General features: G+C 33.0%; 11 protein-coding genes. 6 read left to right on the top strand and 5 right to left on the bottom strand.

Annotated elements, in window-relative coordinates; translation table 11 throughout:
* Positions 1–2: 2 nt before the first annotated feature.
* The 3 genes from sctC to QE177_RS03385 all read right to left on the bottom strand — a co-directional run bounded on the left by sctC (position 3) and on the right by QE177_RS03385 (position 2,969).
* Complete coding sequence (sctC, locus tag QE177_RS03395; protein ID WP_280551332.1) at positions 3–1,622, bottom strand: type III secretion system outer membrane ring subunit SctC; 1,620 nt, start codon at positions 1,620–1,622, stop codon at positions 3–5.
* Positions 1,594–2,382 carry a helix-turn-helix domain-containing protein gene (locus QE177_RS03390; protein WP_280551331.1) on the bottom strand — a complete coding sequence of 263 codons (789 nt, stop codon included), beginning with the start codon at positions 2,380–2,382 and terminating at the stop codon, positions 1,594–1,596. The genes sctC and QE177_RS03390 overlap by 29 nt, the downstream gene beginning before the upstream one ends.
* Positions 2,383–2,483: 101 nt before the next feature.
* Positions 2,484–2,969, bottom strand: coding sequence for a winged helix-turn-helix domain-containing protein (locus tag QE177_RS03385; RefSeq protein WP_051296971.1), 486 nt, complete (start codon positions 2,967–2,969; stop codon positions 2,484–2,486).
* 1,647 nt (positions 2,970–4,616) lie between these two features.
* Here QE177_RS03385 and QE177_RS03380 point away from each other — a divergent pair.
* The 3 genes from QE177_RS03380 to hemB all read left to right on the top strand — a co-directional run bounded on the left by QE177_RS03380 (position 4,617) and on the right by hemB (position 8,309).
* Complete coding sequence (locus QE177_RS03380) at positions 4,617–5,753, top strand: aminotransferase class I/II-fold pyridoxal phosphate-dependent enzyme (protein ID WP_348519925.1); 1,137 nt, start codon at positions 4,617–4,619, stop codon at positions 5,751–5,753.
* A 26-nt stretch (positions 5,754–5,779) separates the two neighbouring features.
* The gene (locus QE177_RS03375; protein ID WP_280551330.1) at positions 5,780–7,198 is read left to right on the top strand and encodes a Na+/H+ antiporter NhaC family protein; all 1,419 of its coding nucleotides are present in this window, start codon (positions 5,780–5,782) and stop codon (positions 7,196–7,198) included.
* A 133-nt stretch (positions 7,199–7,331) separates the two neighbouring features.
* Positions 7,332–8,309, top strand: a complete 978-nt coding sequence (gene hemB / locus QE177_RS03370; protein WP_280551329.1) for a porphobilinogen synthase — start codon at positions 7,332–7,334, stop codon at positions 8,307–8,309.
* Between the two features lie 30 nt (positions 8,310–8,339).
* On the opposite strand, the gene crcB is transcribed toward hemB, so the two are convergent.
* Positions 8,340–8,723 (bottom strand): fluoride efflux transporter CrcB, encoded by a 384-nt coding sequence (gene crcB, locus QE177_RS03365; protein ID WP_280551328.1) that lies wholly within the window; start codon positions 8,721–8,723, stop codon positions 8,340–8,342.
* Between the two features lie 330 nt (positions 8,724–9,053).
* The gene (locus QE177_RS03360) at positions 9,054–9,263 is read right to left on the bottom strand and encodes a hypothetical protein (protein WP_280551327.1); all 210 of its coding nucleotides are present in this window, start codon (positions 9,261–9,263) and stop codon (positions 9,054–9,056) included.
* 144 nt (positions 9,264–9,407) lie between these two features.
* On the opposite strand from QE177_RS03360, the gene hcp reads away from it, so the two are divergent.
* The 3 genes from hcp to cptA all read left to right on the top strand — a co-directional run bounded on the left by hcp (position 9,408) and on the right by cptA (position 14,791).
* Positions 9,408–11,060, top strand: coding sequence for a hydroxylamine reductase (hcp, locus tag QE177_RS03355; protein ID WP_280551326.1), 1,653 nt, complete (start codon positions 9,408–9,410; stop codon positions 11,058–11,060).
* Positions 11,061–11,912: 852 nt separating this feature from the next.
* Positions 11,913–12,629, top strand: a complete 717-nt coding sequence (locus QE177_RS03350) for a hypothetical protein (protein ID WP_280551325.1) — start codon at positions 11,913–11,915, stop codon at positions 12,627–12,629.
* Between the two features lie 449 nt (positions 12,630–13,078).
* Positions 13,079–14,791 (top strand): phosphoethanolamine transferase CptA, encoded by a 1,713-nt coding sequence (gene cptA, locus QE177_RS03345; protein ID WP_280551324.1) that lies wholly within the window; start codon positions 13,079–13,081, stop codon positions 14,789–14,791.
* Positions 14,792–15,165 lie beyond the last annotated feature (374 nt).

Below are 15,165 nucleotides of genomic sequence, written 5' to 3'. Positions count from 1 at the left end.
CATCAATGATTACTCAGAAAATTTGACATCCAATCTTCTAATTTGTTATCAAATTTATCTTCTTTGACTTTTTTAGCAATATTTTCCGCACTAGTACTTAAAGGATTAATAATCTCTCTAGGCTGTATAAGAAACACTCTAACTAAACTATCTTTTTTTTCAATATTATAACGAAATAGACTACCTAAATAAGGGATATCACCAAGTAATGGTATTTTTTCTTCTATATTTCTATGTTCGTCACGCGTATAACCACCAATTAACAGACTTTTATTTTGAGGAACTCTAGCTATAGTACTAATATTTGTTCGACCTATTTCTGGTAAATGATCGGTTATTTGCCCTCCGCGGCTACCATCTTCAACAGTAATCATCATTTCTATTTGATTATTAATAGTAAACCTAGGTAATACACTAATCGCGGTACCATAAGTAACATTTTTTAAATCTGTCGCTCTTTCACCAATCAATTTGGTATAAAAAGTTCGATTATTATCAAATATTGCTGGAATATTTTCTTGTGTTAGCACCATTGGTCTAGAAACAATATTTGCTTTATCATTCCTTGTTAATGCAAATATAGCTGCCATAAAACTGGCTCCATCAATAGTGCTTGTTCCTGCATTTAGTGATATACCTAATTTTTGCCCAATTTTAGCGCCACCACTCCATTTTATACCGAGCTGATCAAGTGCTTTTTTTTCTATATCAATAATCCATACCGATAGTTCTATATGCCTCTTGATTATATCTAACTGTTCTACAATTTTTCGTAGATAATTTACTTGCTCTTTATTACCTTTTATTAATAAGCTATTATTTCCAGGATTAGATATAATAGAAACTGTGCCTTTATTTAACGGTAAATCATCTATTAGATATGAATTATTGTTCTGATTAACTAATTCATCTTGATTTTTTTTTTGCGTATGATTTTTTAATTTTGAAATATTGTTACTTGATGCATCCATCAATTTATTTATTATTGATGCCATTCCTGGAATAATAATATCATTAAACCTATATTGATAATGACGATCTTCTACAAATGTATTATATAATGGCACAATTGCTATTTTTTCTCGGCCATCAAATCCTGTAGTAGTTTCATCCAAAAACTGTGTAGTATTAATTATTGTTTCAATATAGACTGGTGGTCCAGATATATAAAATAAACGATTGTTACTCCCAGAACGTAATGGGTAACGTTTATCATATAAACCTGAATCTTTTAAAAAATTTTTTAACTCTTGAATTGTTGTATTATGTAAAGTAATAACCGTATTACGCATTTCAATCGCATCACAAATATATATTACTTGGCCATTATCATACCACATCAAGTTAAGTTGCTGAGTAATATCTTTTAAAGTATCAAGGGGATATTTAAGATCAAAATCGCCTGTTATTTTCTTTTTTATTGCAAGCTGACTAACGACGATTGGTTTATTAATAACCGAAGATAGAGCATCAAAAACACCACTTATGGTTTCATTTTTAGCAATATAACCTGATTCAATACTTTGCTCTGATACAGCTTCAGAACTTGACAATAATATGAAATTTAAAAACATAAAAAAAATTAATATACTGCTATCTTTTTTTATCTGTAATCTCTTCATTGATGACACTAGCCCCTTTCTTTTGATAGTATCTTTTTAACCGGCTTGGACTTATCCCCAAAAAACTCTTCACTTCATCAGAAAAATGAGACAAATTGGAATAACCATATTTAAAAGCTATTTGTGTGATATTATGATTTTTATCATTCAAATCTAATAACGCATTAACCAACCGCCATTTTTTTAACTCAGTTTTAGGAGAATTACCTAATGCATTGCCTGCTAGTTTCCTAAAATAAGATACAGATAATCCATATTTTATACTCATTTTCTGTAATTTTTGGTTTCCTTCCAACATCGATTCTTCGAGCAGAAAACGGACTATACGATATTCTTCATTTTGGCGTAATAAAGAAGAAAACCTTTCTGCCTTTTTCTCTTTATTAATTTGTTGACTCAAAAACCAATATTCAAGATTTTTTTGTTTTTTATAAGTATCAAAATTAAAATTAATAAAAGCAGAAAGATAATTATTTTTAAAATTATGAATTTGATTATTTGCTTTATCAATAAAAGCCTGCATTTTAGCTAAATGTAAGATATTTTCTTTTTTTAACCTGATTTCACCTGATAAAACATCTATCTTTGAAGGTAAAATCATCATGATCCCACTCTCTCCAATATCAAAACAGCAAATTTCTTGATTTTTTTTTGAACTAATGCGAAGTTCTGTTTTAGTTACTGCAGTAATATAATAAAGAACTGGATTTTCTAATAAAATTTCGTCATATTTTAACCACATAGATTCACTCTGCCGCAAAACTTGCTCCTTAACATGAAACCAGCTTCTAGCAAAAAACACGTTCCCATTAAACCTTAAAATAAGACAAAGATCACAACCAAATTATGACGAAATCATGACTATTTACATTTAATGTTCAATGTTAAGCGCTGAAAACTATCCTTTATTGAATTTGAAGAACAAATACCCTCTTTAAATACAGGTAATATTCTGCCAATACTTTGCATATAATGCCCACTTTGCCGCTTATCGTGGTTAGGAATTTCGTACAGATAATCATTCCTTGCACCTGAATCAATAAGTTTTACATCACCATTAAAGCAATATCCTCTACCATAAATAGTTATAATCAAATTTTCCTGTTTAAATAATTTTCGTAAGGAATATATGCAACGAACAACAGATTCATCTTTTACTTCTCCACCTTGCCAAACATAAGCAACGATATCATCTTTCTTTATAATCTTTTTACTATTAGCTACTAAACAACTCAATGCCCTTAATTCTTTGGGTGGAATTGCAATAATCTCTCCATTTTTCATCAGCATTTCATTGCAATGTAATCGATAATCTAAAAATTGAAAAACTAAATCTCGATGTATCATAATAAGCATCCTCTCTACGACTCTATTTAATAGTCTAATTAATAGCCATCCTTGAAAATGGTATCCATAATAAAATTGCACTATACTATCTATTATTCTACAGATTTTTTATTATTTACATTAAATAAAATGATTGAAGGTTAAACAACTCTTACCACTAATATGAATAAATTTAAATTTTTTAATTCCATTACTTAACTCCGCTGATGAAACAAGCATCAGTATGATTTTTAAATAATAAAATATATAAGAAGTATAATAATATATTATAATAGTTCTCTATTACAAGAAAAGATTAAAGTCATATTAGCTCAATTATGCAATTTGTTTTTATCGATCCGTTTCCGCATTATTGATAGCCTAAAACTATCAAAAAACAAACATATTGATAACTAATTGATAACGCAAAATATTATTTAACACCTCATTTAATTATCAAAAAATAAACATAAATAATATTTATTTAATTTTAAATCAATATTTTATTCCTTGATTTAACTAAAACTAAACATTTTATTATCTAATAATAAATTTTTTTGCAGCTTTACAATAAAATATTCTTTTTTGATATTTAATTTGATAATAAATTTATTTTGTTCTAAATATTTTTATCAAATTATATCTATTGTTATAAATTTATTATTTACACTCAACATTAATCTAATGACTAATACAGTAATTTATTAAATATTTTTAATGATATTTCAATCTATTTATGTTTATTTTTTAGACAAAATGAATATAAGATGCTTTAATCCATTCCAATACAAAATTATAGCAATAATTTTATATCTGATATATGCCGCAGATTTTTGTTTGCGACTAATTAATTCAATATCTTTTAATATGCTAATTCTCGTTATCAATTATTTTTTCTTTAGTAAAAAACTAAACTAAATTTTAATAACTAATATTTCGAGCCCTATATATGGATCAGACACTCTTTACTATTTTCGACTATCTAACAAACAACTACTTTCCTACTAGTGAGACTTATAATTTAACTTTTGAAGATTTTTTTAATTTTCTTTAAGCACTTATTAATTATGATACTTATCTTTACCAATTATAATTGATAGATTTTAATACTAAAATAATGCTAAAACTTGACTATTTTATCTAATACAATAAATGGTAAATAATTTAATATTATCGACAAAAACTTTATACTGTAAAACTAAACTGACATTATGATTCTATATCATATAAATATTAATCTAACAATATTTTATTTTTGTTAAAAATATTTAATTATTTTTTATATAAAAATTAATAGCAAAATTTAATAAAACAAAAGAAAAGAAAAAATTATTTTTAAAAACATAAATAATTAACATAAATATTACTAAACTTTATTTATCTTTAAACTATAATATTTCTTATTTTCAACTATATTATTATAAACATTACATCTTCAGTCACTTAATGTCACAAAATAGCAAAAAAATAATAATTATAAACCATTTGTTTTTGATCAAATGCAAGCATTATATTTAGTATATTGTTATATACTGTAAATAAATATATCAAGTAGTTCCTTTCATTTGTCACGAATTTATTGTTATTCTATCCATTTATACAACTATACTTATTGTCATATAATGAATTAACACTGATTAGAAAAAATATAAGGATTATAATGGCAAAATTTTCCACTATTTTAATTCATGGAGGAAGCAGCTTGATAAAACAAATAATGCTATTTTCCCCGCTATCACCACAGTAAGTAGTTTTATTCAACAAAATGTTGATATAAATGGTGAATATAGCTATTCACGAATTAAAAATCCAACGCGTTATGCATACGAAACATTACTTTCCGATATTGAAAAGGGTATTTATGCCACCGCAACCGCTTCTGGTGTCGCGGCAACATTACTAGTATTAAATTTACTACCAAAAAACTCGCATATTATTGCCATGCGAGGGGTTTATGGTGGCACTTACCGTATATTCGAACAACTAATAAAAGAAACAAGTGGTCATAAAGTCGATTATATTGATCTCAATAATCTCCAACTAGTTAAAAACCATTTACGCAATAATACCCGTATGATTTGGATAGAAAGCCCAACTAATCCGCTATTAGAACTTGTTGATATCGGTAAAATTTGTCAGTTGGCAAAAGAAAATAGCATCTTAACTTGTGTCGATAATACCTTTGCCACCGCCTGGAATCAAAAACCCCTTGTATTAGGCGCTGATATCGTCATGTTGTCTACCAGTAAATACATAGGCGGACACTCAGACTTAATCGGTGGTGCTGTCATCACTAATCAATCCACCATCGCCAATAAAATTGATGTTCTTAAAACAACCATCGGTGCTATTGCTTCTCCTTTCGATGCTTATCTAGCATTAAGGGGATTAAAAACTTTAGATCTTCGCATGACAAGACAATGCGCTAATGCACTGGCAATAGCCGAATTTTTAAATAATCATCGTAATATCAAAAATATATACTATCCAGGGCTGCCAGATAATCCGCAGTATCCTATTTGTCAGACACAAATGAAAACTGGTGGCGCTGTTGTTACAATTAACATTAATGGTAATCGAGAAAATGTAAAAAATATTATCGATAAATTGCAATATTTTGTTTTGGCCGAATCATTAGGTGGGGTAGAAAGCATGGTAAATCATTCAGCAACTATGTCCCACTCCGCTATGACGGAAGAAGAAAGAGTCAAAATGGGCATTTACGATACAACCTTACGTTTATCTGTAGGGATAGAAGATATTGATGATCTACTTAACGATTTAGAGCAAGCACTTAATTTTTAATACACAGCTAGAGACAAGGTATCGCAATGAATGACTACGGGATCTGGACAGTAATTACGCCACTTATCACTATTATACTCGCGATAATGACACGCCAAGTTATCTTATCGTTACTGATAGGTATTTTAGTTGGTTATACCGTGATTAACGATCACAATATTTTGTTAGGCATTCAAGCGACACTGACCGGAATCATTGCTACTTTTGCCTCCCCCGGTAATACACAAACGATTATTTTTATTTTATTGATTGGCGGAATTATGCGGTTAATTAGCGTGACCGGTGGGGTGAGAAGTTTAGTGCACTTGCTAACCAATAAAACGCGTTTAATAAAAAATAAAAAAGCAATCCAACTACTAGCCATGTTTATTTCAATAATCATTTTTATTGAAAGTTCGATTAATCAATTAGTCGCTGGCGCTTCTACTAAAAATATTGCCCGCTATTATGGGGTTTCCGCAGAGAAAATGGCCTATATTATTCAAACGTCAGGTGTCTCTGTATGTTCTTCTGTTATGATCAATGGTTGGGGAGCTGCTATGATGGGGGTTATTGGCGTACAAATCTCTAAAGGTTTTATTTCAGGCGAACCATTTGAAATCCTGGCTACCGCTATGCCATATAATATTATGGCTTGGTTATCATTAGCCTCAGTACTATTTTATATCCTTACCGATTACTCCTGGGGTCCGATGAAAATAGCTGAACAAAAAGCTATTGCCAATCAACATGGAACGCATCAGCCATCTGCCATTTCTGATGAAGACGTCATTGATCATCCAGCAACTAACACTGTATTGAACTTTTTTATTCCTATTCTGGCAACGGTTTTAATGGTACCTATCGCTCTTTATATTACCGGTCATGGCGAGTTTACTAAAGGCAGTGGTTCGACCTCTGTTTACTGGGCAGTGATGTTTGGTACTTTAGTCTCCTTTATCTGGTTTTTAGCCCGCCGCATTTTAACGATCGAAAGTTTCTTTAAGGAAGTTTATATCGGCTACGCTAGTATGATCAAAATTAGCTCAATCATGATTTTAGCTTTTTTAATGGGCAATGTTTCTGCCGATCTAAATACTGGTGCTTACATTGCACAAATTTCCAGTGGCTTATTGCCGGCAGGGTTTTCGGTAGCTTTTATTTTTTTAATCAGTGCCATTATGTCATTAGCAACCGGCACTTCATGGGGAACTTTTGCTATCATGATCCCTATTGGGGTGCAATTAGCGCTTTCCGTCAACATGCCTACCGAATTAATGATCGGCGCAGCGATTACCGGTTCGATTTTTGGTGATATGACTTCACCAATCTCTAGCGACGCCATTGTTGCTTCAATGGCAACCGATTGTGATCATATTGAACACATCAGAACGCAAATGCCTTATGCCATTGTTACCGCAATAATCGTATTAATTATTTATCTTTATTTAGGATTCAGCCAATAAAATAAAATGGCATGTGTAGAAAAAAAGCGCTCTCAATAAAGATGTAAGATGAATTAATAACATTTATAATACGCAGCAAATATTAAAATAATACGATTAATTATAATTTCTGTAGCAGTAGCAAGGAGAATGTGTGCAACATCAGCAAACTATTCGTCGGTTAAGGCGATTACGTCAAACAGAAACAGTTCGCACTTTATTTAAAGAAACCACTTTAACGCTAAATGATCTTATTTTGCCGATTTTTGTTGAAGAAGAAATTAACGATTATCAGCCGATTGCAAGTATGCCTGGGATTTTTCGTATCCCAGAACACAAGTTACCCTATGAAATCGAACGGATTGCTAAAGCTGGGCTCAAGTCAGTAATGTTATTTGGTATTTCCCATCATCTTGACGAAATAGGTAGCGATACCTGGCAAGAAAAAGGTTTAGTTGCTCGTATGTCAAAGGCCTGTAAGAATACTGTACCCGATATGCTAGTTATGTCAGATACCTGTTTCTGTGAATATACCTCTCACGGCCATTGCGGAGTTCTAGGTAGAAATGGCGTGGATAATGATGCAACATTACTAAATCTCGGCAGACAAGCAGTCACTGCGGCCAATGCTGGTGCTGATTTTATTGCACCTTCTGCCGCGATGGACGGGCAAGTCATCGCCATTCGTGATGCATTGGATAAAGCAGGTTTTACTGACACCGGTATTATGTCCTATTCAACCAAATTTGCTTCCACCCTTTATGGCCCTTTTCGTGAAGCTGCAGGCTCTTGCTTAATTGGGGATCGTAAAAGTTACCAAATGGATCCCATGAACCGTCATGAAGCGATTAGAGAATCATTGATAGACGAACAAGAAGGCGCTGATGTTTTAATGATAAAACCGGCTGGCGCTTATCTGGATATTATTCGCGATATTCGTGAACGAACTGAATTACCACTAGCGGCTTATCAAGTCAGTGGCGAATTTGCTCAAATTAAATTTGCAGCTAAAGCGGGCGCGATTAATGAAATCGATGTTGCGCTAGAAACATTAGGTGGCATCAAGCGTGCCGGCGCTAATCTGATTTTGAGCTATTTTGCGTTAGAGTTAGCAGAAAAAAAACACCTTTAAGCAATCTAGGTTGGCAAAAAAAGTTAGACGCTAGCGATTCTGGATCAATTGGTAAACCAACATACCAAAATAAGTTACGAGTAGTGTACTTACCACATGAATTAAGATTTCCAAAAATCCGTGATAGTAGCGCTGTTGCTGAAAGGAGAGCATAACCTCCAATGAAAAGGTAGAAAAAGTTGACAACCCGCCACAAAAACCAGTCATTACCATCAATCGCCATTCAGGAGATAGCGTATAATGGTTAGCAAAATAAGCAAAAGCAATACCTAATATGAAACTAGCAATCACATTTGAGAGATAAGTCCCTAATGGTAAAAGTGCAATTAATGGATTTAATTTCGTTGACAAAAGCCAGCGTGAGATACCACCAAGGGCAGAGCCTATTGAGATCGCCAAAAAGATTTTAATCATAAATTATTTTCATCCAACAGAAAACTTCATCATCAATATTTTGTGCTATTTTTGCTACAGCAGCAACCGCATTGATATAAGAAATAATTAATATTAAATAATACAATAATAATTTGTAATCATACCCAAGCTGGAAATTATGCCTACCCTACTGCCAAAGTTCACCTCTTTGGTCACATTAATCATGATAAGTTAGAGTGACTTAATGCGTTTACCTTAATATTGTTTTTATTTGCCACCATGACTTTTCCCTACCCACTTAGTAACCGTGGTCAATTAGCGCTTAAGCATAAAACCGAATGATTGAAAATGGAGTCATTAACTTAAGCGTTAACATACCATTTCTGCTGAATTAATGGGTATCGATGGAGGATGGCAGTATAGTGATAAACTGAGGAGTTTTTTAGTTAATAGTGAGGCAATCATAAATTCTGTACCCGTCACTACACTAGATATTAAGGCTGCGGCTAACTTAACTAATGGAAGATCGGTGATGCTTAATGATAGTAAAAGAGAAAAGAGACTTGGTTGTTTTCCCATTATGACGGCTAGATGCTTTCGTTTGAACGCCAAAATTGTACTAAATCAATTTCCTATTAAGTTGTATTAAAAATATATTTTCAACCCGTTAGGCTAAAGTATAGCATAAACATGCATATAAAATACAATTTTAATGGAGTTATCATGTTTTGTGTACAATGTGAGCAAACGATATGTAACCCAGCCGGCAATGGTTGTACATATACCCGCGGAGTGTGTGGTAAAACAGCTGAAACATCAGATTTACAAGATCTACTGATCGCTGCACTACAGGGACTATCGGCATGGACAATTAAAGCTTACCAATACGGTATTATTGATCATCAAGTTAACCTCTTCTCACCACGTACCCTTTTCGCTACATTAACTAATGTCAATTTTGACTCTTCGCGGATCATCGCCTATGCACGTGAGGCAATAACCAAACGCGAGGCACTGAAAAGCCAATCTTTAGCGAAAGATCCAACGATTATGTTAAATCACCCAATGGCAGAGCTACAGTTATCCAGTAATGATCTCAGCAAGTTACAGCATCAGGCAGCAGAATTTGCCCTAAATAAAGATAAAGCGGTGATCGGTGAAAACATTCTTGGCTTACGTTTGCTTTGTCTGTACGGTTTGAAAGGTGCCGCAGCTTATATGGAGCATACCAGCGTTCTCGGTCAATACAATAACGATATCTATCATCAGTATCATAAAATTATGGCATGGTTAGGTAGTCAACCCTCTGATATGGATGCTTTATTGCAATCCGCAATGGAAATAGGTCAGATGAATTTTAATGTAATGGGTATTTTAGATGCTAGTGAAACTGGTGCTTATGGCCACCCATTGCCCACTCAAGTTAACGTAAAACCCGTTGCGGGTAAATGTATTCTTGTTTCTGGCCATGATCTGAAAGATCTACACAACTTATTGCAACAGACTGAAGGCACAGGTATTAATATTTTCACCCATGGTGAAATGTTACCGGCACACGGCTACCCAGAAATACGTAAGTTCAAACATTTAGTCGGTAACTATGGTAGCGGCTGGCAGAATCAACAAATTGAATTTGCTCAGTTCCCCGGCCCAATTATCATGACGTCAAATTGTATTATCGATCCTTTTGTTGGTAACTATGCCGATCGTATTTGGACCCGTAGTATTGTTGGCTGGACAGGGGTAAACCATTTGGAAGGTAACGATTTTAGCCTGGTGATTGCTAAAGCGCAGCAGATGGCAGGGTTCCCATATAATGAAATTGAACATTTGATTACTGTTGGTTTTGGTCGCCGCACCCTGCTGGATGCAACAGATACACTTATTGATCTCATCAACAGTAAAAAATTGCGCCATATCTTTCTAGTAGGTGGTTGTGATGGGGCACGCAATGAACGTAGCTATTTCACCAATTTTGCCACTCATATCCCAAATGATTGTCTAATTTTAACTTTAGCTTGTGGTAAATATCGTTTTAATAAATTGGATTTTGGTAAAATAGCAGACTTACCACGCTTAATAGATGTAGGTCAATGTAATGATGCTTATTCCGCAATTGTCCTAGCCACTAAGCTGGCGGAAAAATTAGCCTGTAGCGTGAATGAACTGCCGCTATCACTAGTTTTTTCCTGGTTTGAACAAAAAGCGATTGCTATTCTACTCACCTTGCTATCACTTGGTATAACGAATATCGTCCTTGGCCCAACGACACCCGCTTTTTTGACGCCAGATTTGCTCGCTCTCTTGCAGGAAAAATTTGGTTTAAGAAAAATCACTAATGTGGAACAGGATATGCAGCAATTACTGTGTGCTTAAGAATAAAAGATCTCAATAGCAATATTAACATGTGGTTGATAGATGCTCCAGCCCATAACTTAAGAAATGTCAGATGTGGCTGGGAGCTACTACTTTTATTGGCACTGTTGCAAGATTAGGTCGCAGATAATCTTCCTTACGATTTAATCAATGGTACTGAGCATATTTGTTTTAGAGATCGATACTTTACTGGCAACATCATTCTTTGAGCGGTACGCTGGAACTGTCAATATAGCATCCTCTATCACGAATTGTCGAAGTTGCAGGCGCTGCGTAAAACTTTTACAGAACGAATTTACTATGACCATTCCTTAAATAAAGTAGGTCTGATGAACAGCATTTTTAAATATGTAATCCTCTGTTATTGCACAGAAGCTTTGCTATATTCATGTTTGCAACAGTGCCCTTTTTATTAATAATCCTATTTTATTCAAATAACTATTATTATGTATAATATTCTATTCTTTCTGTTTGATTTTTATTACCCTCCTCTATTTAAATATAAATTTTCTAAAAAAATCAATTAAAGTTATCAATATTAAATTTAAGCTATTAATATATTTAGTTCACTAAATTAATTCAATAAAGCATGTATTTAATGACCTCGTCAAAGCAGATAAATGATGATAAGGTGGAAACGGATATAACAAAAAACATTTAATTAAAACAATGCAAAAATAGCAATACTTTAAAATAAATAATCAAATTAGGTAAAAACTCTATCTATTAATTTTTCTCTATTAATAATCTATTCAAGCTTTTTACAACAGAATATCAGCAAACTATTAATAAGTTACTACACAACATAAATATAAAATTAATACACCAAAACTTTTTTTGAGGATAAAACCAATGAAATTAATATATAAACTAATACCTTTGCTTATGGTAAACATAGCATGGGCTAATGATATAATACCCGACCATATTGGAGACAATTATGTCCATTTCGCTGGTGCAGCGACGATAAAATCAAATATGCCTATCGGTACCAGAATTATCGGTCCTCTTGAAGGACAGATGAGCACTAAAGTTCATGGCAGCTGCCCAAGAAACAATATTCGTATATTAGTAAGAACAAGTGATTATAATAGCTATGTCGATACTTATAATGGTAACAAAGTTTATGCTACTGGAACGCCAGGAATTGGTTATGCAATAAACGATTATCAACTAAATACAGCTGATCGCGATCGTTGGTTTATGTGGGGAATGGTCAGAAATAACACTGAATTTGTAGCTGGCCAAATGGGTGCCTATGCAGGAGTTAGTTTTTATAAAACCGGTGATATTCAACCGGATGCCACCATTACAAATATTAATCTGGCAAAATTTTACTTACGCTGTCTTAATAGCGGGCCAAGCCGTCTGATGACTACCTTAAAATTTGTTGGCCGATTAACAATGAAAGTCGAGCAAGATAATAATAGTGGTTCGAACAATGGCGGACAAGGCGGTAATAGCAACAATGGTGGCACGAACAATGGCGGACAAAGAGATAATAATCCAAATAACAATAACAACAACAATAGTAATACCAATAACAGCAACATTTGGCCGACTCATTAATAAATAAAATAATGATAAAAACTATTTAATAAAAAATAATACATAAATAATCAATAAACTTTATACGTATAAAAAATACTATTTTTATAAAATAATTTTTAGTGGAGTTTTCACTATAACTCCACTGCTATTACAGATTACTTTATATATTTTTCTCGAATCAAAGCACTGGCTACTGTTATTATTACTGTACTCTTTTTCTTTATTATTCAAGCCCAAAATAATTGGCTATCTTGTTAGTCAAAATAAAATGTCATTTAATAAGACTTCTTTATTAGTGTAAATCTGGCAACATATTTTCAACAATCACTTAAGGGCAATAATATTTTTGTTGCAATTATCTGTATTTCGTTTAATGTTCAAAAATTATCAGTCACCCGAAAATCTGATAATGAAAATAATACACAACACCTGACGTTTGAAAAACAAAATTGATGAGCATAAATTATATGTTTAATTCTTCACCAAGTAAAAAAAATAACTTGGTAGCCTTTATCTGGTTACTTGTCTTTTTTCTCTATTTTTCTACAGTTATTCAGATCATTGTAGTAACAACCGGTCAAAGTAATACTATTGGGCTAAGAGATTCTCTTTTATACAGTACTGTTTGGCTTATTCCAGCCCTGTTTTTTTCTCGCCATATTAAATTGGTTACCGCTATTATAGGCATTATTCTCTGGCTATCCTCTGCGATCGCCTTGGCCTATTATATTGTTTATGGCCAACAATTTTCACAAAGTGTCATGTTTATCATGTTTGAAACAAACACACATGAAGCTAGTGAATTCTTAACACAATATTTAAGTATTAAAGTTATCGCAACCCTATTGGTTTATACGCTAATCGCTATTTTTTTATGGACACGCATAAAACCTGTTCATATATCCGTTTCTGCTAAACTTTTATTGTCAACGATTATTATTGGTATTCTTTTTGGCGCCCCTTTTTACAAAAAAGTTATTAAATCAAACGGTGATCTCGATGATCTAATGCCATATCTAAATGCAAGGATGGCTTATGCTGCTCCTTGGCAATTTATTAGTGGTTATTTTCTCTATCAGAATCAGCTTACGAATATGGAGGCTATTTTAACCAACAATGCTAAAATTCCTCCATTAAAAAATTTGATTGATAACAATGGTTCTACGCCAAGAACATTAGTGTTGATCATTGGTGAGTCAACCAGCCGAGGCCGCATGAGTTTATATGGCTATGGCCGTAAAACAACACCACAACTAGACGCGTTAGCAGAACAATACCCTAATAATTTAAAAGTATTCACCGACGTGGTTACTTCACGCCCTTACACTATCGAAGTGTTACAACAAGCATTAACTTTCGCCGATCAATTACAACCCGAACTTTATAAAACGCATCCCTCGTTAATGAATATGATGAAGCAAGCGGGTTATAAAACTTTCTGGATCACCAATCAACAGACTATAACTCAGCGTAATACGATGTTAACTGCGTTTTCACGCCAGACCGATAAACAATATTATCTGAACAACGATATGGCGCAAAGTTCACGGCAATATGACACAGCGGTGCTAACTCCATTCCAAGAGGTATTAAAAGATCCCGCAGAGAAAAAATTTATTGTTGTCCATTTACTTGGCACTCATATGAAATATGCCTATCGCTATCCTAAAAATGAGGGGATATTTGATAATAAAACAGATACTATGCCGCCTAATCTTAGCAAAAGTAAACAAGCCGATTATAACGACTATGATAGTGCACAACACTTCAACGATAAGGTAGTGGCAACGCTAATTAAAGATTTTGCTGCATCTAACGAAAACGGTTTTTTAGTCTATTTTTCTGATCATGGAGAAGAAGTTTTTGACACACCGCCACATGATATATTAGGTCGTAATGAAGCAGCTCCAACGCGCCCTATGTATGAGATCCCTTTTATTATCTGGCAATCACCGCAATGGATTAATACTCACCACCACCATTTAGATAACATGGTAAATAGGCCCTATAGTATTATGCATTTGATTCACACTTGGTCAGATTTAGCCGGACTTAAGTATGATGGATTTGATGCCAGCAAAAGCGTCATTAATAAAGATTTTCAGCCTACTCTCCGTTACATTGGCAATCCTTATAATAAACAACAACCACTAAAAACTTATGATCAACTAAAAAAATAGTCCTTTCATTTATTCCCCTGGTTAATTCTCAGGGGATTAAAGCACTAATCTTAAGATTTAAAAACAAAAATCATCTCCCATAAACAAATTTAAACTGTCTAATTTTCAAACAATATTATAGTGGCGTACTTTTATTTAAGATATCAATTAATTAATAACTAAAATGCTAAATTATTAGTTAATAATGGCAAAAATAGCCGAATATCTACTATTACTAGAACATTTTATTAATTAAATAAACTAATAATATCAGCTCGTTAAGTCACAAAATTTAAAATTATTCATTAAATTATATGGTTTGTTCACTTTAATGCTGTTATGGTTATCATTCTACACAGTAGGATTGCATACCAAATGAAATACTAATGTATTTA

The sequence above is a fragment of the Arsenophonus sp. aPb genome, from assembly GCF_029873475.1.
Lineage (GTDB): Bacteria > Pseudomonadota > Gammaproteobacteria > Enterobacterales > Enterobacteriaceae > Arsenophonus.
Note: the sequence above shows the minus strand (reverse complement) of the source record. Positions and strands in the feature narration are given on the sequence as shown.